Origin of the sequence: Glaciecola sp. 33A (genome assembly GCF_002836745.1) — a bacterium.
GTDB lineage: Bacteria > Pseudomonadota > Gammaproteobacteria > Enterobacterales > Alteromonadaceae > Glaciecola.
Genome location: NZ_PJAR01000024.1, coordinates 262,640 through 286,299, shown reverse-complemented (window position 1 = coordinate 286,299; position 23,660 = coordinate 262,640). Strand labels below are relative to the sequence as shown.

Below are 23,660 nucleotides of genomic sequence, written 5' to 3'. Positions count from 1 at the left end.
TGGTCTTACTCACTCCACCATCAATTAATCAGTCAATTTGTCAGTCAAACCAATTTTTTGTAATATCCGCTAGCTTGTCCTTAGATACGGTTAGGCCTTGAGGAATGAGCGCTTTGGCTTTCATAAAGTCTTTGGGCGAATTGATCGCATCCACGGCAATTATTTTGCCTTCTTTGAGGTAAAATAATGCGAATTTTTTCTGTGCCATATCACCACGAACAATGGTTTCGTCATAACCTTGAGATAAACCCGCCGTTTGCAGTTTAACGTTATATTGATCTGACCAAAACCACGGAAATGAGTTATGGATTTTAGGCTTGCCGCAAATGTTTGCAGCCGCGACCTTTGCTTGTTCCATTGCGTTGGGCACCGACTCTAATCGAATGTTTCGTGCGTAAAATTCATTGGGGTGATTACTGACATCGCCAATCGCATAAATACTGGGATCTGAAGTGAGCGTGTACTCATTCACTACAATCCCATTGTCGCATTCTAATCCAGCGGCTTCAGCTAAGCCTGTATTCGGAATTACCCCAATACCCACAACCGTATGATCGAAGTTAATATTACTACCATCATTTAACGTGGCGACATAGCCGTCTTCCGTTGCATGAATTTCTTCAATCCCTGTATTTAACTTAAGGTCGACGCCGTTGTCTTTGTGCAAGCTCTGATAAAACCCCGACATTTGCTCATTAGTAACTCGTGAAAGGACCCTTTCAAAGCTTTCCAAAATGGTCACTCTCGCGCCCAACTTTCTCGCAGAAGCGGCAATTTCCAAACCAATATAACCCCCACCAATAACCAATAAATGCGAGTTGTTTTTAATATTGGCGATAATATTATTGGCATCATTCAACGTTCTAAGGTAACTCACACAAGGAAGTTCAGCACCAGGAATGTTTAACATTCGAGCTTGTGCGCCTGTCGCGATAATTAATTGGCTGTACCCAATTATTGCACCTGACGACACCGTAATAGCTTGCGACAATCGGTCGATGGCGACCACCGACAAACCTAGCATTACATCCACATTAGCCTTTTCATATAACGCTTGTTTCTTAATTAACAGCTGTGCGGACGTAACCGTATTATGAAAGTACCCTTTTGACAAAGGCGGGCGTTGATAGGGTAGAACGTCTTCATCGCTAATGAGCTTAATGTCGCCTTCCCAACCTTGAATGCGCAAAGCAATCGCAGCCTCAGCCGCGGCATGACCACCACCAACTATCACAACCGAATTCATATGTTTATCCATTTTAAAAGCCGTGCTTAGTATTGAGACGAAGGAAGCGAGACTTCTATATCAGGTGTATCGTCGTTTAACATTAACTGACATGATAAGCGACTCGTTTCAGTCCGTTCAGGAGCGGATTCAAGCATGGCTTCTTCCATCTCACTCATTTCAGAAAAGTGGATAGCATATTTATCGTCCAAATAACAATGGCACGTTGCACAAGCTTGCGATCCGCCGCATTCACCAACAATTCCATCAACCATGTTATTTACTGCCAATGACATGATACTTTCGCCAGTCTCCGCTTCAACTTCAGTTACGTTATTTTCTGCATCTACATATTTAATAATTGTCATCTACTACTCCTATTACACTTAAAATTCATATCTTGCAGATACACCAGAAGTACGAGGCGGGGCATAATAAGTCGTCGCGCCCAATGCACCTAGGTCAAGAGAGTAGGCTTTGTAACGTTCGTCAAATAGGTTCTTTGACCACACACTGAAGCTCCAAGATTCGGTTTCGTAAGTCACACTTAGGTTGGATATATTATAAGCCTCTTGCAGCGTACCCGGGCCGTTAGTTACTTCTAAAAATTGGTCCCCATAATATGCGCCATCAAATTGGAACACGACTGTATTTTCACCGAGCTCCTTATAATAACGAAATAGGTAGTTGCCAGACACGCTTGGCGCATTAGGAAACTGTGCGTTTAGCACCGGTGAGGCACCTGCTTGAATAGCCTCAACTTCCGAATGACTAAATGCTAAGCCAAGCATCATGTCGACATTATCGGTTAACGAACTAATGAGTTCTAATTCAGCACCGTACGCGGTTGCATCGGAATTACCAATTTGTGGATTGGGCGAAACTTCACCAGGAGGAATAGCAACAAACGTTTGATAGTCATCATAATCATAGTAGTAAGTGGTTGCATTTAAGCGAGTACCCTTGGTTAGCTCTGTTTTTATGCCTACTTCAAACGAATTCAAGACTTCTGGCTCGTGCCGGAAACGCTCGGGAGAAACACCCGATGATAAAGTCCAGTTGCCCCCTTTTATACCTCTGTTCCAAGACACGAAACCCATTGTGGAATCTGAAAACTGTTTCTTCAACGACAGTCTTGCTGCATAGTCTGAGTAGTCGATACTGTCATCAGCAAACCGATTGAATATGCTTGCAGCTTCAACATTTAGGTTACTTTCAGTAGCTGCATATGGAATACGCTCGGCTTGTTGATCCGAACTAAAAAAGGCAACCCAATTAATATTTTTGGTATCTTTTGAGTATCTCAATCCCGCAGTTAGTATTATGTCGTCTGCAAGGTCATAATCAATTTGACCAAACACGGAGACATTTTCAACGGTTAAATTATATTCTCTATCTGAACGACCATCGAAAGGGAAATCATCAAAAACAGTCGGAGCTGATATAATGCCAGCCTCAAATAACCCAAACGATAAATCAATATTCGGGGCTCCTATAGTTAAAGCGTCAGTATCCATATCGATATCCATATAGTAACCGCCGACTTGCCATTTTAAGGGAGCCGTATCACCGGATATTCTCAACTCTTGTGAAAATTGAGTGAAGTCAGTGTCTTGTCCAAATACAACGATAGGCGCGTTAAAGGCATCACCATCCTCCAAATAAGACTTATCCATATTCAAATGATTAGTAATACTGACCAATTCAAACTCATCAAATTGCTTAGTCAACTTGGCAGTTAAGCTAGTTACTTCTCGGTTTAAAAAACCGCGAGTATCATTCATGTGTTTGTGCTCGTCGCCAGAGACCACGCCCCCAGTCACAATTGCACGACCTGAAGCATCAACAGGGCATAATTCGTTGGCATCAAAATCACAATTTTCGAATACGTATCCACCCGTCGGTACGTCATCATCTTTAGAATATTTAATGATGAATTCACCAAGCAAAGTATCCGAAAAGTCGACTTCTATGATACCTCTTAAGCCATAACCATCGGCACCACCGATCGCTCTTTGGTCAACATCGGGAACGCCTGCCATCGGTTCTATATAGCCATCTGCGGTTTCATGTCTAAAGGCAAAACGAGCTCTAACATTATCGGATATTGCGCCACCAATTGCACCTTCAACACTCTGACGATTGAACGATCCAACCGATACATCAACAAAACCATTTGTATATTCATCGCTGGCACCGCGGCTGATATAGTGAACCAAGCCTCCTGTTGCGTTTCGACCAAACAAGGTTCCTTGCGGGCCTCGCAACACTTCAACTCGTTCAATATCGAACATTTGGCCCGAAATTGCATTCATACTGGCAATGTAAGATTCGTCTTGGTAAACAGCAATTGGCGCTTCTAAGTTATCTACAAAGTTATTTTGTGAAACCCCTCGCAAGTTAAAAATAGTTAACTGAGGAGACCATGCGTTTACTTGGAAATTGGGAATTTGTTGAGTAATTTCGGCATTGTCACTGATGCCTAAAGCATCTAACTGTTCACCTGATAACGCTGATACAGAAACCGGCACTTCTTGAATTGACTCTGAGCGCTTAGTTGCGGTAATTTCAATGACTTCAAAAAGATTATCTTTGTTTTTTTCTTGTGCTTCTTGTTGTGAATGAGCCTGCCCGACGACGGTTAAACCCAATGCAAGCGCTATATAAATTGATGATTTTTTTAGTTTCATGTAAGTGCCTTTAATCCCTGTTACGTATTTGTTAATAGGATCAACATACTCACTTCTGACAGGATTGTACTTAGCATATGAGGACAAAGTGTTTAAGCGGGGAACTAAAACTACAGGCCTTGGTTTCTCTTAAGCTGAGTTAAATAGGCGCTGGGAGTGATTCCATTGGTCCATTTTTTAAAGGCCCTAGTAAAACTTGGTGTCGATGAGAAACCCAGCAAATGACTTATTTGATAGATGTTCAGCTGTGTTTCAGATAAATATTTACATGCCAATTCATAATGCACATTGTCCAACATTGTCTTAAATGACTCATTTTCTAGCTTTAATCTACGAAAAAATGTTGGTATAGAAACGCCTAGTCTGTGTGCAATGAGCTTAGCGGTAATTGTTTCTTGACCTTGCTCACTCATGATCGCGGTTCTGACTTGGTCGGAAAAGCGGTTTACGTGATTTTTCGAGGCTAAATCAGCATCCAAGTAATCGGTTAAAATCTGGGTGAGGTCAGGATCAAATCTGGCGCCTTTAAAGCTGATATCCTCAGCCTTAATCGAAACCCCGTTAACCGCTTGATTAAATTCACATGGCAGCCCTGCTAACCTAAGATAGTGTGAAACTGACACTGATGGCGAATGCCTAAAAAGCATTTTAACTGATTTAACTTGATTGTTTGAGAACAAGCGAATTAAGCGAGCGGTATAGGCGATACTGAATTCAACATCGAGACGTGTGTCTATATTGCCCATGCCATAAACTTGATACCCCAGAACATAGTGACTTCCCATTCTATCCAACGATAGCTGAGTTGATTCTTGGAATAGATTTTGATATTGACATATCGCATCTAGCCCATCATATAAAGTTCTTGAGGATAAAAATAAGAAACCAAGCGCACCCAATAGTTCCGGCCCTATAGACTTTGATAATTTAATAGCAATCAATGGATCATCAGCTTCTTTCGCGGCTTTGTTTAAAAAGTTCAGATATCGGTTTAGTGGGATTTGTCCATGGGGATGCTCTAAATCATCAATAGCGATACCGCATTCATGCAACAAATGCGGAGTATCAATATTATGTTCAGCCAGGTGAAATTGCAGACTACGCAGCACGCTTGACCATATTTGAGGTTCAAGTCCGTCACTGCGATGATACAATCGACCCCTCATTTGTACTCGATAATTAAGCTGATGAATTTAATAGACCATACCCTATTATTAGCAATTGATCGACATCCACGATAGCGCTACTTTGCGCCTGCTACGATGCAAGGTAAGGCGTACATTGGTGTTCATAATCAGCATTGGCACGCACCCCTGACAACACAAAAACGACTCTATACAAGCGCCTTTTTTAACTTTTTTCGATGCGTATTTAAGGCTAACATCAATGGTACACAGCAGCATAAGTATAAGGAGACAATGAGTATTTGAACGTCGTAAAAGCTGCCTTCATTGCCTAATACAATGGCAGCAAAGAAAGGTCCAAAACCTAAGCCTGTCATTTGTAGGGCAATAGCTAGACTGATCATATGACCGTTTTTATCTAAATTACCAACACCACTCAACACAAAAGGAAGTCCAAAGTTCCATAAAAAGTTGAAACAACTTACCGCAATTATAAACGTGGTCAGCGTAGGATCATTCATCAATAATGAAATAGAGATAATACTACCAAAAATAGTAAGCAGGATCGGCTTGAACAGGCCCAACTTTTTCTCCATGAAGACGGGGATCAAAGCGCCTAAAATAGCGAAGAATTGAGATATTAGTAAGGCGTTAGCAATCGCTTGTTCGTTGGGTTCTATTTCCATTCCTATTAAAAATAAATTGGCCCAAGCAACGCCTATTGCCAAATTAAACAAAAGTACACCCAACAGCGCAGTCAATTTAGTAGACATCGGCATATTGATAGCACTAGTTTCAGGATTAACTGCTTGATTTGACGATGCGGGAATGTGCTTGACCACAAAAAAACATAATGCAGTGACGCTCCCCCATATAATAAAGATCCCTTCCAAACCGACTGTGCTGAATGCTTGTGGCATGATCCACAAGCCAAAAGCACCATAGGTTAGCAATAACACAAGATAGGCGGCTAAATTTCGTTCGACCCGTTTAGTTAAGCCAATGATGGTAAAACTAAGTGAGATGATTGCCCCTTCTCCCAATCCAGTGATGAAGCGAGCTGCGGATAAGAAATCCAGAGATGACATTGCGAATACAGAGAAAAAATTTCCCAAAACAGCGAATGCAAGCGCAGTGGTAAGAATATGCCGCCAATTAATTTTGGATTTAAGAAATGACGTAACAAAGGTGGCAATAGCGACCCCTAACATCTCATCAAACGCTAATGCATTAGCACTTGCTTCGGATAATCCCATTTGGGTCACAAATCCTTGAACAAGCCCTGGTTGAACAATAAACGATAAGACCCCTATTGTGCCCAGCAGCACACCGGTTTTTACAATAGTGGGAGAATTAAAATCGACTTCGTTGTGCATATGACAAACACCTTAACTTTTCGCATTACGTTGTCACACTCAGTATTAGAAAACTTGGCATGTTAGGACTATTTGCAACAAAACGATCACAAATCTCACAGATTGATACTTATAGGTAACATATCGATAACAATAGATAAATGTTTTACGTTTAATTTCATTATATTTTGTTCTAAATCAGTAAAACTCCTGAAAAGCACAAAAGGTAATAATTATGACTACCCCCTTCATAACATCAGCAGTGCTTGAGGATTGGCAGGTATGGATGCCAGAAAACGTAGAAACATTTAAAAATGAATCGCAATTACCATTGTCAAAATTTGTTTATTCTCTGGAGGAAGCGGCAGCGAAAGCAAACAAGCCTGAATTGGGTTGGTTAGTCGGCACCTCATGCAATTATCTATCACGAGGTGTTTTGGGTAAAGTTGCCATGCAATCTAGAACACTCGGTATGGGTCTGCATTGGTTGTGTCGTTTTTATCCACTAATCCAAGACGCTACGTTAATGAAGCTTGAGGTAAATGAAGATATCGCGCGATTGAGTTACAAGATACTCGATCCTCAAATTTGGCCGCGAGAACAGGATGCCTTATATACCTTGAGTATATTCGCGAATTTCCTTAAATCTGTCTCTCCCGATATATTTTCTCATGTAAGGATTGGGATAGAAGCGCCAAAAACGGCTAAGAATTCAGAGCTTCATCAATATTTACATGCACCAATAACTTACTCATCAAATGCAAATGAGATTATTTTTCCCGCTAAATTTCTGTCTCGAGCATTATCTAAGAGCAGCGAAACATCGCAAACAGAAATTGCTGAGTTGTCAAAAATTTATTCGTCAAAAAATCGCAGTATGGCGTTTATGGATAGAGCTAAATATTTAATATATAGGGGCTTAATTGAAACTGATATTAGCCAAGACTTTGTAGCCAAAGAACTCTGTTTGTCGACGCGCACACTGCGAAGAAAATTATCCGCTGAAGGCAAGTCTTACCAAAACTTACTTGATGATTGCAGAATGAATCTAGCTTCATGCGAGCTTACTTTGGCAAAAAGTGTTTCGTTAGCGCAAATGGCGTTAAAACTGGGTTATTCCGAACACAGTACATTTTCGAGGGCGTTTTTAAGATGGTTTGGCGTTAGCCCGCGCACATACAGAAGAATCATGACCGGCGAAATGCCATCTATTTAAGGGGATTGAATAAGTGAAAATATTGATGATGGAAGGAAATACCATCGAAACTCAGCAAAAAGCGAAAAAAATCGGGGTTATATCTGCCTCTGATGTCTACATAAATGCAATTAGATGTTTTGACAAGCATATTGGTATTGACGTGGTCAATGCTGCTGAAGGTCAAGTATTGCCAGAAGGTGAAAGTTTTGAGAATTATGCTGGGCTAGTTATTTCTGGTTCTAGCTTGCGCGCATTCGACGAAACACCCGAGGTTATCAAACAAATTGACGCATTAATTGAGTTTGCCAAAACAGGAAAACCAATATTAGGAAGTTGTTGGGGACTGCAAATTGCCGCAATTGCGTCAGGCGGCGCTGTTGCACCCTGCCGCAATGGTCGGGAACTGGGTGTTGCCAGAAAAATCAGCCTTACGGCCTGCGCTCAAACCCACCCATTTATGCAGCAAAAGCCATGGTTTTATGATGCTCCCTGCATTCACTATGATGAGGTCACTAGATTGCCCGCAAATGCTACCTTGTTATGCAGTAATGCACATAGTGAAATACAAGGAGCGATTATTCCGGTAGAGAAGTCTGAAGTCTGGGGCGTGCAATATCATCCTGAATTTGATATTGCACAACTACGAATGCTGTTTGAACTCTACAAAGACGATATGTTAAATGACAAATTTGTTGAAAACGATGAAGGACACGCGCGCTTAATTGAGCAGATGAAAGCATTGGAACTGGAGCCTAATAATAAAGCGATGGCTTGGCTACTTGGTATAGATACCGACCTTACCGATGGCAATATTAGGGGACTAGAAATACTCAATTGGTTGAATTATATTAAGTCTATAGGGTAAGTTAAATCGCCGTAAAAAATAAAACCCGATAAAGACATAAAGCGCTTTATCGAGTTTTTGTCAACGACGACTTAAATACAGGTAGAGAAGGCGCTAGTAGTAACTCAGTCTTTATGACCAGCCCTCTTCAGGGCGGTCAAACCAAACGTGCACCTGACTTGTTCCAACAGAGTTCTCATAATCGCTAAACTGCCTTCCTATGGCCTTGCATTTATCAGAGCCCAATGCGCCAACCATCATAAGATAATGAGCAAAGCGTCCTTCAGGTTTGTATTGATAGTAGTCATCCATGTTATTGATTACCGACGCATGATCGCCTTGTTTAAACCATGCCAATCTCTCGTAGTCTGCTTCCCGAGCACCATCACTAAAGATATGTTTTGGGTCGCTTGATTCATGTAAGTGCAACTCGTTAAACGGATAAAAAGTATGACTCATAGAACCACTGGCCAGTATCACCACTTTTTTGCCTGACTTAGCGATTGCGTTAGCGATGCCTCTTCCGACCGCTAAGTTTTCGTCAGCACCCGCTGTCATAGCGCAAGAAACAGATATCCACGCTTCACCTTGCTCAAGGTAGTGCGCAAGATTAATAGTTGGATAATGTATGGGCAAATATGGGTCATCAATAGCACTGCATCGAACGCCCTCTTTATTGACTTCTTCAGCCATGGCGTTAGCTAAATCAGGGTCCCCTTTCAGGTCGTATGGAACTTGATGCATGCCTCTAGGTAATTCTTCTGATGTGTATTTTCCTGCCCGTCTTGCGTGTGAGGTAACCACATACTCTACTAACGTACCCCAATGTGTATCAAGCACGATAACGACATCCGGCTTGAGTACATCAAGCACCTCTTTTCTAATTCGATCAAAACCAGGTATCAAGGAAATTTCTTTTCCTTCATTTAATTCATACCTAATTTCCTTGGACAACATAATAGTAGGGACATGCGATAGAAGTCCAGCACCAACGATTTCACCCATCATCTTTTACTCTTTAAAAATTGCTAAGGATTACATCATATTCATAAATTAGCAGAAGAGAATGCTTTACGAGGAGGTTGTCCTCTATTGCTAAGACATTCGTGTCAGAAACAAATAACTTAGCAGTGAATATTATTAGAGGCCCCCGTATGAGCAAACATGATAATTCAAAAGAACAAAAAATAAGGGTTTTATTTTGTGACCAACTTAACTTGGCGCGTGGAAAGTATCTTCCTCGAAGCTTTGCCTCGAAAGGCGAAGCAATGCTGTGTAAAGGTGTTTATTCAGTTACTTATTCGAAGCAAATAGTAGAAGCTCCACATGGCGGTTATGACCAAGGTTTGCCTGATGTGTGTATGAAATTCGATCCCCAAGATTATCGCACAAGCTGGGAGCCAAACTCTGTTATTGCTTTAGCTGATGTATATGAGCATGAGCGTCCTTTTGGGCTGTGTGGCCGAGCTGCATTAAAAAAAGCAATTAAAGCATGGCAAAAACACGGTTTAAACCCCATGATTGGTTTGGAAGGCGAAGCTTATGTGGTCAGCAAAGAGAACTCGAAACTGGTTCCCTATGATGCGCCAGGTGCCTGTGTATACGGCACTGGCATTTTCAATGACCCCGAAGGATTAATGGATTTAATTTGGGATGAAGCGGCTAAATGCAATATCCCTATTGAATCGTTAAATGCAGAATTTGACTCTCCCCAATTTGAATTAACCTTGCGTTACTCAGATGCCCTCAGCGCTTGTGATAATTTTTTCTTATTTAAAAATTTAGCCCGAGAAGTGCTGTATAAAAAAGGATATTTACTATCTTTTCTAGCCAAACCGTTCCCTGAAATAAGTGGGTCTGGTCTGCATATCAACATCAGTTTTACCGACAAAAATGGAAACAATGCCTTAGCCGACGGCGTAACCAAGAACAACCTTTCGGATTTAACCAAAGGCTGTATCGCTGGATTACTGCAACACCATGAAGCTCTCAGTGCGGTTATTGCGCCAACCGTTAACTCATATGCACGATTAAAACCTGCCAACATGTGTGGATATTGGGCTAATTGGGGACATGATCATAGAGCCGTAGCAGTGCGAATTTCCAGTGAAGCAGGTACCGGTGCCAGAATTGAACATCGTGTTGGAGACGGTTCAGCAAGTCCATATTTTGCAGTTGCTGCGGTATTGCAAGCCGCCTTATTAGGTTATGAAAACAGCTATGAGTTACCTCCTGAAGAACTAAACGACGGCTTTGAAAAGGTAAGCACAACACGCCATGTTGGAGATTCGTTAGGCGAGTCAATTTTAATGCTCGAAGCGGACAAAAAGCTTGCCAGCGCATTAGGCATTGAGCTAATCGAAAACTACTGCGCAGTAAAAAGAGCTGAAATTGCTGAGCTCGATGGTAAATCAACAGACCAAATAGTGGCTTACTATTCTCACTACATTTAGTCACAACTTAAAGGATAATTATAGATGTTACACACGAATTGGAAATACCCATTTTCAGGGTCAACGAATGACGCTGTTGATTTGTCGTCTTATGATGCATTTAACGAAGGTGCGCCATTTAAAACCTTCGAGCGTTTACGTAATGAAGAATCCATAAGCTGGTGTGAAGAAGCTGACGGCCGAGGATTTTGGTCTGTCACTAAACACAAAGATATCCAAACCTTAAACAAAGATTTTAGCTTGTTAACGTCAAGCAAAGGCATCCGTATTGAAGATCAAACTGAAGAAGAATACGAAGCTAGAAAAACCTTCCAAGAAACAGATCCACCAGAACATACAAAGACAAGACTCATCATGCATAAAGCCTTCGGCCACATGCAAATTGCGAAATATGAAGACGAAATTAGAGACATCACGGTTGAACTAATTGAGAAGTCTCTTAAATTGGGTGAGTTTGACGCAGTCAAACAAATTGCATCTCAATTGCCCATGAGGATGCTTGGTAAAATTTTAGGCGTCCCCGAAGAAGACTATGAATGGCTGGTGCAAAAAGGCGATGCGTTAATATCAAATACCGACCCTGACTACACCGATTTTGTGCTCGATAAAGTCGATACTGAGGAATACCGAATGCTGCCATTCAGATCGCCCGCAGCTATGGAGCTATTTGATTATGCCAATAAACTCATCGAACGTGAACGAAATGGCGAGCAAGTCGGTGTTATTAATCTTATTTTGAAACCTGACAATAACGGCAAAGTAATATCCGAAGGTGAGTTTAGAAACTTCTTTTGTTTAGCCATCGCTGCCGGCAATGACACCACCAGATACAGTATTACAGCTTGCATACATGCCTTAGCTAATCAGCCATCCCTACTGCAAGAACTGAAAGATAATATAGGTAATAAAGACTTTTTCATTAGTGCCACCGACGAGTTAATTCGCTGGGCATCGCCGACAACCCATTTTAGAAGGACGGCAACTAGTGATTTCGAATATAAAGGCAAAAAAGTTAAAACAGGAGACAAGTTAATCTTGTGGTTCCTGTCTGCTAATCGCGACGAAAACGTATTTGACGAGCCTTACAAAATTAATCTAAGTAGAAAGCCGAATCGATATTTATCATTTGGCCAAGGCGGTCCGCATGTCTGTTTGGGCATGTTTTTAGCTAAGCTGGAAGTGAGGGTGATATTAGAAGAGATTGCCAAACGTGTCAGTAAAGTAGAACAGACAGGACCACACAATTACCTGCGTTCCAATTTTATTCTCGGTATCAAAAAATTGCCGATAAAATTCACAGCATAGGGCAGATAACATGAGCAATCGATTTAACGTCAATGGGGTGATGGTCTCAGGTGAGCACTTCATAAATGGAGAACGAGTACCGTCACCAAACACTTTTGAAACACGCTCTCCCATGGATTGGGATATTCTGCTAGTCAATGTCGCTAGAGGTGATGAAGGCACGGCTAAACTTGCGGTCGATGCAGCAACTGAAGCGTTTCCAGCTTGGGCCGCATTAAGTCCGGATCAACGTTCAGTTTATTTACATCGCTTAGCGGATTTAATTGAGGAGTACAAAGAGGATATCGCTAACGTTGAGTGCAGCGACATGGCCATGCTATTCGAAAGCTTACGTTTGCGACTTGTACCAAGAGGGGCTGCCAACTTTAGAAACTATGCAGATTTAGCCACTGAACATGAAGAACGGGTTTGGCAATCAAAAGGCACCTTAAATAGAGTCATCAGAATGCCCGCAGGACCCGCTGTAATTATTACTCCTTGGAACGCGCCTTTTATGTTATCCACATGGAAGTGCGCGCCTGCATTAGCTGCTGGTAATACAGTTATTTTAAAACCCGCCGAATGGTCACCGCTATCTGCGTCACTTTTGGCAGACTTGATAGCCAAGGCCAATTTTCCGAAAGGCGTGTTTAACGTTGTCCAAGGACTAGGAAGCGAGGTTGGCGATGCATTGGTTAATGACCCTCGGGTTAAACGGATTTCGTTTACAGGTTCGGTGCCCACCTCTCGAATTATTGGCAAAGCTGCTGCTGAAAACATCGTCCCGTTCACGGCTGAACTAGGTGGAAAGTCGTGTTTATTAGTCTTTGCTGACGCCGATATTGAAGCGGCGGCAAAGAAAGCGGCAGGGCAATTTGATGATTCTGGTCAGGTTTGTATGGCAGGCACTCGACTCATAGTTGAAGAAAGTGTCAAAGCCGAATTTTTAGCGCATTTTCATCGTTTTACTGATCAACACGTGATGGGTGATAGCCGAGACCCTAAAACGACGATCTCTGCCATGATACATCCAATTCATGTTGCCAGAGTGGAAGGTTTTGTGCAAAGAGCACGCGCTAATGGAGATACTGTTGTGCGCGGAGGAAAGCGATTTATAGAAGGAAAATTATGGTATGAACCAACCCTGATCGAGCCTAAGAACAATGACTCTGAAGTGGTTCAAAGCGAGATCTTTGGTCCGGTATTGACCTTTCAAACCTTTGCCAATGAAGATGAAGGCGTGGCATTAGCTAACTCAACAATATTTGGATTATCCGGTATTGTGTATACAGGCAACAAGGAGCGAGCAGAACGTGTCGGTCGACAAATACGCGGCGGCACAGTGTGGGTAAATACGTTCCTTGTGCGAGACCTAACTGCCCCATTTGGTGGTATCGGACATAGTGGCCTGGGCAGAGAAGGCGGACACTATGCATTGGAATTTCATTCTGATTTGAAAATGCTACAAATATTGGAAGGCTCCGTCGAGTAAAAACCAAATATGAAAATGCTTACGTTGGGCTTTCATTGAATAAGGGATCTCTGAGGTCCCTTATATTTGTTGCAAATTCGTATGAGCGCAAACCGGTCAGTCGGGCTTGGTAAATACCCGACCAAGGGATAGAATTTTATGTTTCCTTAAGTATACTTAGGCCCCGTTTTCATTTTTCTAGCATTAATGATTAATAATTTATCGATACGTTTTTTTTGATAGCTCATACCGAGCTTGATCATTTCATATTACTTTGCCTGTAAACTTATCGTCATATTTGATTCTGCCCGCAAAAATATCTTGCTGCTTTTCTATTGCCTTGATCATGTAATCTCGAAAGGCCAATACACGAGCGTTGTTTCTTAATTCCGTGTGTATAAGAATCCATAGGCCTAAATCAAACTTTGAATCCGGCTCACAATACCTTACTAGCGTAGGCTCGACATCACCGATACAGCAGGGAAGAAACGACACTCCTAGTCCTTCGCGAAGAGCTGAGCATGTTAGTAGCGCATCATCTATATTGAATTGATGTGTTGCAATATCACAAGACTCTTTTGTCCATCTCTTGTGAAAACTGCAGCAAGTTACGCCCAGCCACTTTAAATCATCTTTATTTTTATTGTGTTTTTTCAGGTAGTCAGAACTGCAATACACGGTGGATGAGACAGTGGCGGCATTTTTACCTATTAATGACTCCGGTGGGGCATTACTTAACCGGATAGCAACATCTGCTTCTCTATTAGCAAGACTAGCGGTGTTGTTTGACGCCATAATATGTAAATAGATCTTTGGGTGAGCCTTACTAAAAGCGCTAAACATAGGCATCAATATGGTTGAAGCCAAACTACTAATTGTTGTTATGCGCAACGTTCCTATCAAAGGATCTTTTTTGTTTAATAACGCGCTATCGACACTAATGATTTCTCTTTCAACTTTAAGAGCAGCATCCCTAACTTTATTTCCCGCTTTGGTAAGTTCGTAGGAGCCTTTGTTGCGTCTGATTAAATTGGTCCCTAGTTTTTTTTCAAAAGCTTTAATACGCCTAGATACCGTAGAATGTTGTACATTTAATTGACTTGCGGCACCACTCATAGTTCCACATCGTGAAATGGCTAAGATTATTTTTAAATCATCCCAGTTCATCGTTACGACCTCTTTCTGTGCAATTCTGCACAGTATCATTCATTTTTTTGATAATTGTTAGCAAAAACTAATTGCAGTAACCTGCAGATGAAAGTGTTGCTTTTAAAAGTCAATATCAAAAGAACAAGGAGAAATACTTGAAAATTAAAAAAGAAGAAATTCCAACAATAATGGAAGGACCGGGAACAATAATGCGCAAACTTGAAGGCTTTGGAGATATGGATGTTGTTTACCATGAACTACCAAAAGGTACCGACTTCACTCCTTTACTAAAAGGTTTGCCAAATGATAGTTGCCATTGTCCACACTGGGGTTATATTTTTAAAGGTGCATTCAGATTTATTTATGATGATGGAACCGAAGAAGTGTATGAGGAAGGAGATCTTTTTTATGCCCCGTCAGGCCATACTGCGATTGTTGACAAGGACTTGAAATTTATCGACTTTAGTCCTACAAAAGAACACAATGAAGTGTTGGCAAATGTTGGCAGAGTTATGTCCCAAATGGGATAAGAACAGGAGTCATTAGATGTTTAATGACTCCTTTCAATGTACTCTTAACTATTATCACAGAGGCAGCGAACAAAAAGTGACTTCACTAATTCAACCTATAGAAGGTGGCTGCTCCTGTGGTTATGTACGCTATAGGGTAAGCTCAAAACCGCTTATAGTTCATTGTTGCCATTGTCTTTGGTGCCAGAGGCAGACAGGGACAGCGTTTGCTCTAAATGCACTTTTTGAGGCTTCAGATGTTGAACTTATCAACGGTGATGTTTCTGAAGAGTCGATCCCATCACCCAGTGGTAAAGGCCAAATAATGGCTCGTTGTCCAAAATGCAAAATAGTTGTCTGGAGTAATTATTTTATGGGCGGTATAAGAGAACTCATTCGTTTCATTCGTGTTGGAACGCTTGACAATCCTGGTCAACTGCCACCAGATGTTCATATTTTTACATCAACGAAACAACCATGGGTAAGTTTACCCACAAATAGTTTAGTAGTGAATGAGTTTTACAATTATAAAAAGACATGGACAAGGGAAAACTTGGAACGTAAAAATGCGCTTATGGCCATTATCAAAGGCAGAAATACCACTAAATAAATTCGCAATATAGAGCAAGGTCCACAATATAAACGTTTTAGACCTGAAACAGCCTATACTATGTTCTATGTTAACTGCACTTAGTCATGTATGGCATAATCGGACTAGTGACTAACTCCATAGTCTTTGTTTACATCAATAACGCTAAGACCAAGCTCTAATGCATTTATTGTGTCAACAAAATCAAATTGTATTTTACACCCTGCTTTGATCATTTTGAGCCACACATAGCGCAGGCCATCGGGGCGTCTGCCGGTCCAGAAATCTTCAGTTTTGTTGATGTAGGCAACAACAGGCTCAATATGCCCATCACGATAAATGTGACGAATTAATTCGAAGTCAGGACCAAAAGAGCTCAGGACCGCTGAACCGCTTACCTCAATAGACTTCAATAACTCTGCAAAAGCTAATTCATGCTTGTCTTGTCTGTATGCGATCCATGCCCGTGCTATACCTACAGAATGCGTCTCGCTACTAAAGCTGTCAATCGCGTCACCGGCTATTTGCTGCTCTACACTTAGCCTGTCTGCATGTTCAAAGATGCGATCAATTTTAGCAGTGACCTTATTGATAGGTTCGAATTGCGCACTGTATTTGAGGTGCCTACTTAAATCGCCTATCACTTGGTATGGATTTTTACTTGTCGCTAAGCTTCGTTCATAGTCGCGCAGAGTCTCAACAAGTAAACGTCGATTTTGTGTCTCGAAATGAGCGAACTGCTCATTAATATGTTGATGATATTCTGGGTCGTCACACCCCAGCGCATAGTAAGCATGGGCAGTCGAGTTTAATATTGCACTCATGCACAAAAGTATTGCGGATAAAGACCTTATCATTTGACACACCTTCCAGATACCGTATAACCTTTTATACTTAAAATACTCTCAGAATGATCGTTAAGAATAAGCTTATTTGACAGAGTTGTCTGGCGGCCATGTGCCAATTGCAGCCAGTCGATGAAGCTTTGATTAAGGTTCACAATTGGCACAAAGCCGACTAAATGAGTTTCTAAAAATCAGATATATAAGGCGAAGAGCAGCCGATGTTGGTTGAAATGACAACTGTCACTTTTTTATGTTGGTAGTCCATTGGTACAGAAACATTGAGCGTCTCATGCGAACGCTCTTACCATGAAATAATGTATTTCCTAGTATCGTGTCGAATAGATGCCTGTGCACCAAAATTGAAACCGCGTTGAATGGTGAAATCGTTGGGCGTTGCTCCATGAGGCAGCAATAGGTCTTTGTAAATCCGAATCTGAAAAATAATGACGGTTGTTTAAGTTGAAACAAGCAAAACAACCGTCAAGGCTTGTTTTACTTTAATTGATTATATGTACTAGCATCAACTGGATCAGCAATTCTAACTGGATCAGCAATTCTAACTCGCACAGCCTCGACAGGCGGTGTAGTGAGCTGTTCAAGCGGTGGAGCAAAATCAGTTAAGTTAATGCCTTCAACTGCTTTGATGTATTCCTCTAGAGTCGGCGTTCGGCCTAAGATACTAGATAAAACAACCACTGGTGTAGAAGCTAGCAATGACTCACCTTTCTTCTCAGCAGTATCTTCTACCACACGACCTTGGAATAAACGCGTTGAGGTAGCGAGTACAGTATCGCCTTTTTCAGCTTTCTCTTGGTTACCCATACATAAGTTACAACCAGGGCGTTCAAGGTACATGATGTTTTCATAGTTTGTACGCGCAATGTTTTTAGGCACAGTGTCGTCAAATTCGAAACCTGCATATTTCTTAAGCACATCCCAATCACCTTCCGCTTTGAGCTCATCAACAATATTATACGTTGGTGGTGCAATCACGAGTGGAGCTTTAAATTCAACTTTGCCATTTTGCTTTTCTATATTTCTCAACATTTGAGAAATAATTTGCATATCCCCTTTGTGAACCATACATGAACCAACAAAAGCTAAATCCACTTTTTTGCTGCCTTTGTAATATGAAATAGGTCTGATAGCATCATGAGTATAGCGTTTTGAAACATCTGCATTATTAACGTCTGGATCCGCAATCATTGGTTCGTTAATGGCATCCAGGTCGACAACTAATTCGGCAAAGTATTCAGCATTATCATCTGGTCTTAGTGCTGGTTTTTCTCCCGATGTAATATCAGAAATGCGCTTGTTTGCTCTATCAATTAATCCTTGAAGAACTTGGGGCTCATTATCCATACCCTTGTCGATCATTATTTTAATGCGGTTTTTGGCTATTTCTAATGACGCAATCAAGGTGTCATCTTGAGAAATACAAATAGAGGCTTTCGCCTTCATTTCAGCAGTCCAATCGGTAAACGTGAAGGCTTGGTCGGCAAGTAAAGTGCCAATGTGCACTTCGATAACTCTTCCTTGAAACACATTATCGCCAAATTTTTTCAACATTTGAGACTGAGTGGCATGCACTACATCGCGAAAATCCATGTGGCTTTTCATTTTGCCTTTAAACGTCACTTTCACAGATTCTGGGATAGGCATGTTTGCTTCCCCAGTAGCCAGCGCAAGTGCAACTGTCCCCGAATCAGCGCCAAACGCTACACCCTTAGACATTCTAGTGTGAGAGTCACCACCAATTATAAGCGCCCATTCATCAACGGTAATGTCATTCAATACTTTATGAATAACATCCGTCATTGGGTGATAAACACCTTTAGGATCACGTGCTGTGATAAGACCAAACTTATTCATAAAGCTCATCAGCTTAGGAATATTAGCTTGTGCCTTGGAATCCCATACGGAAGCAGTATGACAACCCGATTGATAAGCACCATCAACAATAGGCGAAATAACCATGGCGGCCATAGACTCTAATTCTTGAGACGTCATTAATCCCGTTGTATCTTGAGAACCAACTATATTTACCGTTACACGCACATCAGAGCCAGCGTGAAGAGCAGTTTTAGAAGCAACACCTACTGCATTTTTATTGAATATTTTTTCAACAGCAGTTAAACCTTGTCCTGCATGAGAAATTTCTTTAGAGGGAGCATATACAGACTCTAACGGGACACCAAGTGCTTGAGCGGCGAAAGTTTGTAACTTTTTACCAAATACAATGGCGTAAGATCCGCCTGCCTTCATAAACTCCACTGCTTGAGGGGTGAAAGCTGAAGCAATGTCCACAAGTTCTTTATCGCCGTTATATAGCTTCTTCTGTTTTGTGTTAATGGTAAGCACTGTGCCAGTTTCGACAGAGTAAGTTTGCTCAAGAATTGGGTCACCACTTTCGTTAAGCACGGGTTTACCGTCAACATCGCGTTTTTTAACCCAATTTTTAAGATCTAAACCAATACCACCAGTCACACCAACAGTGGTTAAAAAGATAGGCGAAATGCCATTAGTACCTGCAACAACAGGGGCAAAATTCACAAATGGAATATATGGACTTGCTTGCTTACCAGCCCATAAAGCCACGTTGTTAATACCAGACATTCTAGAAGAACCGACACCCATAGTGCCTTTTTCAGCGATTAACATCACTCTTTTGCCTGGATGTTGTTTTTGAAGTGCTTGGATTTCAACTTGAGCAACCGGCGAAATAAGACACTTGCCGTGCAATTCCCTGTCTGAACGAGAGTGAGCTTGATTACCGGGCGATAATAAATCCGTAGAAATATCACCCTCACCAGCGATGTAGGTGACAACATCGATTTCTTCATCTATTTCGGGAAGTGTGGTAAAAAAATCAGCTCTGGCATAACTTTCGAGAATATCTTTAGCAATGGCATTACCCGCTTTGAACCCATCGTCAAGACGGCTCATATCTGCTTCATATAAATACACTTGATTCTTTAATATTTCTGCTGCTGGTTTTGCTACTAGTGCGTCATCAGATAATGCTAAATCTAAAAGTACTTCTACAGAGGGGCCACCTTTCATATGAGACAACAACTCAAAAGCAAAGGTTGCTGTAATTTCTTTAACGACCAATGCGCCTAGGATGATTTCTTTTAAGAATTTAGTTTTTACACCTGCTGCGCTAGTTGTTCCAGGCAAGGTGTTATAAATGAAGAAGTGAAGCGAGTCTTCTCTGTGCTCGTGGGCCGAGTCTTTAATTTGCTCGATAATTTCCGCTAATAATTCAGAACCATCAATTGGCTTAGGCGCCAATCCTAGATCTTTTTTACGGCTTTCAATTTCTTTTACGTATTCTAAATACAAACTCATATACAACTCCCAAGGTCGATAGCATGCTAATAATATAATAATTAGCAGGATGAAATTTTGTCGATAGTTTACCTAATTTTCTGTTCATCAAGCATCTTTTGGTAAAAAAACGCTCTGCATATTAGGATTTCTATAAATAAATGGTTTATTCCCCAGCGAGTGATGTTTTCATTACCTCAACTAAACTGGCAACTTGCTCAGCATCCAACAACTTAGGCGGGATATTCTTTGCGGCACGACCTGTAACGTGGTTAGCAAGAGGTATGTGTCAAAAATTGGGTCACAACTTGTGTTCCCAAATTGACTCCAACAACAGCAATAAGTACTGGAAAATAGCATCTAATACGTGAATTATAAAGGTTATTACCCAAAAGTGAAATTAGCCAAGCACTAAGTTTACTTATACTCAGTATTTATTTAATTGATAAGTCTCTTTATTTCTTTAGCAAGATTCTATTTTTCAAGGCCAACAATTAAGTTACATATTTTCACTTGGAATAATACGCAGGACTTTGCCATTTTCACTATCGGTTAATATATAAATTGAACCATCAGGATGGGAACGCACATCTCGAATTCTTTGTGCTAATTGTTTAAATAAAGATGTTTGACGTTCACTGCCACAAAGCAACGTATTCCGTTAGCCAAGCTGGGAAGAAAAATGAAAACGGAATATAGAGAGTAATAAATAGAAGCCAAACTACATATTCCAATAACACTCGTCCTTTGACATATTGCCTCAACGGTAAATGATATTTAACGAGAACAATGCATAACACTCGAATAGTCTACTGAGCCTCAAGACATGCCGGTCACCGGCTCGCATTACGCATACCGAAGTTGGCTTATTATGAAGTCAGACAACACCCAAAACATTAACGTCGGGGTCGATACCGGCAAGCAATTTCTCGGCATCTTTATTCGCCCTTTGGATATCTTTTTTTCGTTACCAACGATGACGGTGGTATCAAAGAAGCCATTAAAAAAATCAAACCACACAAGCCACCATGCAACTAATGGCTGATCTGGTTGCCCGTTGAAATCAACTCATGTCCATACAAACTATCGAGAAAAACCGCCTTCAGATCATGCCTAAAGCTCTAGCTTCTTCCATTAACCCGTGCTTAACGTGCTGAAGAATGAGCTGAATAAGGTCGATGATAAAGTAACTAAACTCGTTGAACAATGTCCTAACTATCAACAGAGAAGGTGGACGCTACAAAGGCGTGGGAAAGTCGCTATCATCGCCTGTGTTAGAAAGATGATCATCATCCTAAACTCGATGCTCAGAGATGACAAAAAATGGGAGTCGAAGATGGCGTGAATTTACTTATTGACGCCATAGTCGTTTGTTAGATTTGGTTGATTTAACTCGATTTTGACTAAACATTCCATGTTTCCTTGCGTTAACCATTTGGCTCAAACATTACTCGTTTGACGTTGAAACAACAACTGATGTTGACCAGCGAAGACCAAATAGCGAATTAAACACCTTTAATTTGTGCTCTCGAAAAATCGAGCAAAAACTAAGTAAATCAAGATTTTTGCTGCGCACTATAACTATCATCGCGATACACAAGAATAGTGTAGAAGTTTACATACCCCAAAAAACTAGTCACTGGAATGACTGACTTTATTTCATAACCCCAAGACTCTAACTTCGCAAGCTCCTTATTTAAAAGAGGCAAATAATAGCTGGCTAAAATGTGTGAGGCACGAACAACAGCCAACTGTTATTTGTGCGTTTGAAGCTCTTGTTATACGCCTATTACCTATTTAGCGCTCAGAACTAGAACTGCTTTCACCACTCTGTTGATTTAAAATCTGGGATAATTTTTCTTTTTCCCATTTTTCACCAAATGGTTGAAATACATGGAAAGCGAGGCCTGCAATAAGCGTACTAAAAGATAGAAATACTACAATCAATGGACCTAAATTTTCTCCATCATTGTAGTTAGGCAACATGAAGAGGAGAAAAACAGCAATTAAAAATGCAGAGAATGCATAAAAATATTTTATAGATTTGACCTTCTCTTTTGCTTTGTTTTGCTGAGAATTATCTTTAATCGTATTCGTGCCCTCTTCCGTTTGGAGGTTTTTTTCATTATCTATAGTATTTATAAGCTCATCAGTTGATATTTCAAAAACCGAAGCCAAAGATTTCAAGGTTTCAGCTCCAACGCTTTCTCCTTTTTCTACTCTTTGAATTGTGCGCACATTTAAATCGCTTAGTTGTGCCAATTGTTCTTGAGACCAGCGTTTTTCGAGTCTTAATGATTTCACAGGTAATTCCATTTATTGTTGAATGATGATGCACTATATACCATTGGCATCCTGTCGGTAATGACAAACAGAGGACAAATAGCCGACAGGCATATAATTTACGCTTGGCATATAACAGCTTATAATGAAGACTTCATTGTAACAACGGCATCTACATTATCATCAAACTCAGGTGAAATATGAGCTAGAGCCTGTTATTTTATTTCGTAATATGTATGTTACTGAGACTTTGAAGCAACACCCATAGCAAAAGCACCAAAAATAAAAAAAAGGCAGATGAAGCACAATGGCAGATCCTAAAAAGAATGATAATGCAGTGACTGCAGGCTTTGAATCCAACCTACGTTTGTACTTTTAGTAAACAATATTAATAGGTGAGTACTACGCCCACCTATTCGTAATCTAACCTTAAATAAGAATCAAAAATCAGGCAGCGTTTTACGTGCCAAGGTTGTACCTTGTTTCCAAGATACGCCAACTTCATGCCAGTAACCTGCGATGATTTCTTTGGGTTGCAGGTCCATTAACTCTTCCACCGGCGAGTCAAAGTACTGCATATCAAATTCGCCTTTAAAGCAACGACCAAAATCAACATCAAATCCACCCATGGTTACGATTTCTTCAATACTGTCGGTTCCATTAGTTTCAATTGCTGGATACCAACGGTGATGCAACATTGGGTGAGCATTGACGAAACCAGGAGCTTCGGCCTTGCCGGTAATGGTGAATTTAGCCTCTGCTAAACGTCGGTCAAATGCAGCTAACGTTGCACCAAAAGTGCCGCCTACCTCTAATCTCGGTCCAGCTTTACCCACATTTACGGGGCGACTCATTTGTATCGAACCTAACTTCTTAGGGTATCCTTGGTGTTGACCACGGATAACTGCAAATTCTTTGTCCACCCAAATGAATACACACCTAGAATAAGTTTTACCTTGGTATTTGCATCTTACGACCATGAACGCTTCTTTGTACTGTCCTCTTGCCGGGTCGAGTATTTCATTGAAATCGTCTGAACAGCTCTGCCAGTCAGCCCAGATCATGGCGACCGCGCCTGGATCCTCGTCAGCCAATTCTATGCCTTCAGGCAGCAATGCTCTGACCGCTTCAACATCGGTCCTGTATTCAAGTGTAATTAATTCACCCGAGTAATGCCAAGGTACGGGTGGCAAAATGGCCGCTTTGCCTGATGCCGTCCTCGGGTAGTAAAAGTTAGCCATTGTTATTTCCTGTTAAATTAGTTAAGACCACACTAATGTCCCTTTTATTTAACCCAGTTTCTAGTAGCAA

19 protein-coding genes and 1 pseudogene are annotated in these 23,660 nt (G+C 41.0%); 8 read left to right on the top strand and 12 right to left on the bottom strand.

The genetic code is table 11. The annotated features are described in order from the left end of the window. Positions 1-40: 40 nt before the first annotated feature. From CXF81_RS01705 to CXF81_RS01685, 5 genes are all read right to left on the bottom strand, one after another. On the bottom strand, positions 41-1,258 hold the full coding sequence (locus CXF81_RS01705; RefSeq protein ID WP_198556291.1) for an NAD(P)/FAD-dependent oxidoreductase: 1,218 nt from the start codon (positions 1,256-1,258) through the stop codon (positions 41-43). Positions 1,259-1,272: 14 nt separating this feature from the next. Next, positions 1,273-1,593: a 2Fe-2S iron-sulfur cluster-binding protein gene (locus tag CXF81_RS01700; RefSeq protein ID WP_101179508.1), complete on the bottom strand. Its 321-nt coding sequence runs from the start codon at positions 1,591-1,593 to the stop codon at positions 1,273-1,275. 18 nt (positions 1,594-1,611) lie between these two features. Beyond that, positions 1,612-3,915: a TonB-dependent receptor gene (locus CXF81_RS01695; RefSeq protein WP_101179506.1), complete on the bottom strand. Its 2,304-nt coding sequence runs from the start codon at positions 3,913-3,915 to the stop codon at positions 1,612-1,614. A gap of 110 nt (positions 3,916-4,025) precedes the next feature. Then, positions 4,026-5,069, bottom strand: a complete 1,044-nt coding sequence (locus tag CXF81_RS01690) for an AraC family transcriptional regulator (protein ID WP_232771739.1) — start codon at positions 5,067-5,069, stop codon at positions 4,026-4,028. A gap of 179 nt (positions 5,070-5,248) precedes the next feature. Further along, positions 5,249-6,415, bottom strand: coding sequence for an MFS transporter (locus tag CXF81_RS01685; RefSeq protein WP_101179502.1), 1,167 nt, complete (start codon positions 6,413-6,415; stop codon positions 5,249-5,251). Positions 6,416-6,629: 214 nt separating this feature from the next. On the opposite strand from CXF81_RS01685, the gene CXF81_RS01680 reads away from it, so the two are divergent. Next, positions 6,630-7,610 carry an AraC family transcriptional regulator gene (locus CXF81_RS01680; protein WP_101179500.1) on the top strand — a complete coding sequence of 327 codons (981 nt, stop codon included), beginning with the start codon at positions 6,630-6,632 and terminating at the stop codon, positions 7,608-7,610. A 13-nt stretch (positions 7,611-7,623) separates the two neighbouring features. Then, positions 7,624-8,457, top strand: a complete 834-nt coding sequence (locus CXF81_RS01675) for a type 1 glutamine amidotransferase (protein WP_101179498.1) — start codon at positions 7,624-7,626, stop codon at positions 8,455-8,457. Positions 8,458-8,568: 111 nt separating this feature from the next. On the opposite strand, the gene CXF81_RS01670 is transcribed toward CXF81_RS01675, so the two are convergent. Beyond that, the gene (locus CXF81_RS01670) at positions 8,569-9,444 is read right to left on the bottom strand and encodes a catechol 1,2-dioxygenase (protein WP_198556290.1); all 876 of its coding nucleotides are present in this window, start codon (positions 9,442-9,444) and stop codon (positions 8,569-8,571) included. Between the two features lie 146 nt (positions 9,445-9,590). Here CXF81_RS01670 and CXF81_RS01665 point away from each other — a divergent pair, with 146 nt between their 5' ends. From CXF81_RS01665 to CXF81_RS01655, 3 genes are read left to right on the top strand one after another with little or no spacing between them, the layout of a single operon-like run. Next, a complete protein-coding gene (locus CXF81_RS01665; protein WP_101179496.1) occupies positions 9,591-10,889 on the top strand; it encodes a glutamine synthetase family protein in 1,299 nt (432 codons plus the stop codon). A 24-nt stretch (positions 10,890-10,913) separates the two neighbouring features. Further along, on the top strand, positions 10,914-12,194 hold the full coding sequence (locus CXF81_RS01660) for a cytochrome P450 (protein ID WP_101179494.1): 1,281 nt from the start codon (positions 10,914-10,916) through the stop codon (positions 12,192-12,194). A gap of 10 nt (positions 12,195-12,204) precedes the next feature. Beyond that, positions 12,205-13,665 carry an aldehyde dehydrogenase gene (locus CXF81_RS01655; RefSeq protein WP_101179492.1) on the top strand — a complete coding sequence of 487 codons (1,461 nt, stop codon included), beginning with the start codon at positions 12,205-12,207 and terminating at the stop codon, positions 13,663-13,665. A 243-nt stretch (positions 13,666-13,908) separates the two neighbouring features. Here the strand turns inward: CXF81_RS01655 and CXF81_RS01650 are convergent, their stop codons facing one another. Then, positions 13,909-14,811 carry a LysR family transcriptional regulator gene (locus CXF81_RS01650; protein WP_101179490.1) on the bottom strand — a complete coding sequence of 301 codons (903 nt, stop codon included), beginning with the start codon at positions 14,809-14,811 and terminating at the stop codon, positions 13,909-13,911. Between the two features lie 137 nt (positions 14,812-14,948). Here CXF81_RS01650 and CXF81_RS01645 point away from each other — a divergent pair, with 137 nt between their 5' ends. Then, the gene (locus CXF81_RS01645) at positions 14,949-15,323 is read left to right on the top strand and encodes a hypothetical protein (RefSeq protein ID WP_101179487.1); all 375 of its coding nucleotides are present in this window, start codon (positions 14,949-14,951) and stop codon (positions 15,321-15,323) included. A 16-nt stretch (positions 15,324-15,339) separates the two neighbouring features. Continuing rightward, positions 15,340-15,912 carry a GFA family protein gene (locus CXF81_RS01640; RefSeq protein ID WP_101179485.1) on the top strand — a complete coding sequence of 191 codons (573 nt, stop codon included), beginning with the start codon at positions 15,340-15,342 and terminating at the stop codon, positions 15,910-15,912. 104 nt (positions 15,913-16,016) lie between these two features. On the opposite strand, the gene CXF81_RS01635 is transcribed toward CXF81_RS01640, so the two are convergent. The 3 genes from CXF81_RS01635 to CXF81_RS20450 form a co-directional block, all read right to left on the bottom strand. Beyond that, on the bottom strand, positions 16,017-16,748 hold the full coding sequence (locus tag CXF81_RS01635; RefSeq protein WP_101179483.1) for a hypothetical protein: 732 nt from the start codon (positions 16,746-16,748) through the stop codon (positions 16,017-16,019). A gap of 480 nt (positions 16,749-17,228) precedes the next feature. Then, positions 17,229-20,087 (bottom strand): bifunctional aconitate hydratase 2/2-methylisocitrate dehydratase, encoded by a 2,859-nt coding sequence (locus CXF81_RS01630; protein WP_101179481.1) that lies wholly within the window; start codon positions 20,085-20,087, stop codon positions 17,229-17,231. Positions 20,088-20,565: 478 nt separating this feature from the next. Beyond that, positions 20,566-20,718, bottom strand: a complete 153-nt coding sequence (locus CXF81_RS20450; protein ID WP_255409397.1) for a PQQ-dependent sugar dehydrogenase — start codon at positions 20,716-20,718, stop codon at positions 20,566-20,568. A gap of 219 nt (positions 20,719-20,937) precedes the next feature. On the opposite strand from CXF81_RS20450, the pseudogene CXF81_RS01620 reads away from it, so the two are divergent. After that, positions 20,938-21,411, top strand: a pseudogene (locus tag CXF81_RS01620) (hypothetical protein). A gap of 452 nt (positions 21,412-21,863) precedes the next feature. Here the strand turns inward: CXF81_RS01620 and CXF81_RS19755 are convergent. Beyond that, positions 21,864-22,370, bottom strand: a complete 507-nt coding sequence (locus tag CXF81_RS19755) for an XRE family transcriptional regulator (protein ID WP_232771738.1) — start codon at positions 22,368-22,370, stop codon at positions 21,864-21,866. Positions 22,371-22,789: 419 nt separating this feature from the next. Then, entirely contained in the window at positions 22,790-23,590 is an 801-nt protein-coding gene (locus CXF81_RS01605; RefSeq protein WP_006008650.1) for an acetoacetate decarboxylase family protein, read from the bottom strand. Positions 23,591-23,660 lie beyond the last annotated feature (70 nt).

Bases quoted from the DNA above. Each gene is read 5' to 3' on its own strand.
- CXF81_RS01680 (WP_101179500.1), top strand. From the start codon at position 6,630: ATGACTACCCCCTTCATAACATCAGCAGTGCTTGAGGATTGGCAGGTA.
- CXF81_RS01630 (WP_101179481.1), bottom strand. From the start codon at position 20,087: ATGAGTTTGTATTTAGAATACGTAAAAGAAATTGAAAGCCGTAAAAAA.
- CXF81_RS01670 (WP_198556290.1), bottom strand. From the start codon at position 9,444: ATGATGGGTGAAATCGTTGGTGCTGGACTTCTATCGCATGTCCCTACT.
- CXF81_RS01695 (WP_101179506.1), bottom strand. From the start codon at position 3,915: ATGAAACTAAAAAAATCATCAATTTATATAGCGCTTGCATTGGGTTTA.
- CXF81_RS01650 (WP_101179490.1), bottom strand. From the start codon at position 14,811: ATGAACTGGGATGATTTAAAAATAATCTTAGCCATTTCACGATGTGGA.
- CXF81_RS01700 (WP_101179508.1), bottom strand. From the start codon at position 1,593: ATGACAATTATTAAATATGTAGATGCAGAAAATAACGTAACTGAAGTT.
- CXF81_RS01705 (WP_198556291.1), bottom strand. From the start codon at position 1,258: ATGGATAAACATATGAATTCGGTTGTGATAGTTGGTGGTGGTCATGCC.
- CXF81_RS01605 (WP_006008650.1), bottom strand. From the start codon at position 23,590: ATGGCTAACTTTTACTACCCGAGGACGGCATCAGGCAAAGCGGCCATT.
- CXF81_RS01685 (WP_101179502.1), bottom strand. From the start codon at position 6,415: ATGCACAACGAAGTCGATTTTAATTCTCCCACTATTGTAAAAACCGGT.
- CXF81_RS01635 (WP_101179483.1), bottom strand. From the start codon at position 16,748: ATGATAAGGTCTTTATCCGCAATACTTTTGTGCATGAGTGCAATATTA.
- CXF81_RS01665 (WP_101179496.1), top strand. From the start codon at position 9,591: ATGAGCAAACATGATAATTCAAAAGAACAAAAAATAAGGGTTTTATTT.
- CXF81_RS01660 (WP_101179494.1), top strand. From the start codon at position 10,914: ATGTTACACACGAATTGGAAATACCCATTTTCAGGGTCAACGAATGAC.
- CXF81_RS01640 (WP_101179485.1), top strand. From the start codon at position 15,340: ATGTTTAATGACTCCTTTCAATGTACTCTTAACTATTATCACAGAGGC.
- CXF81_RS01655 (WP_101179492.1), top strand. From the start codon at position 12,205: ATGAGCAATCGATTTAACGTCAATGGGGTGATGGTCTCAGGTGAGCAC.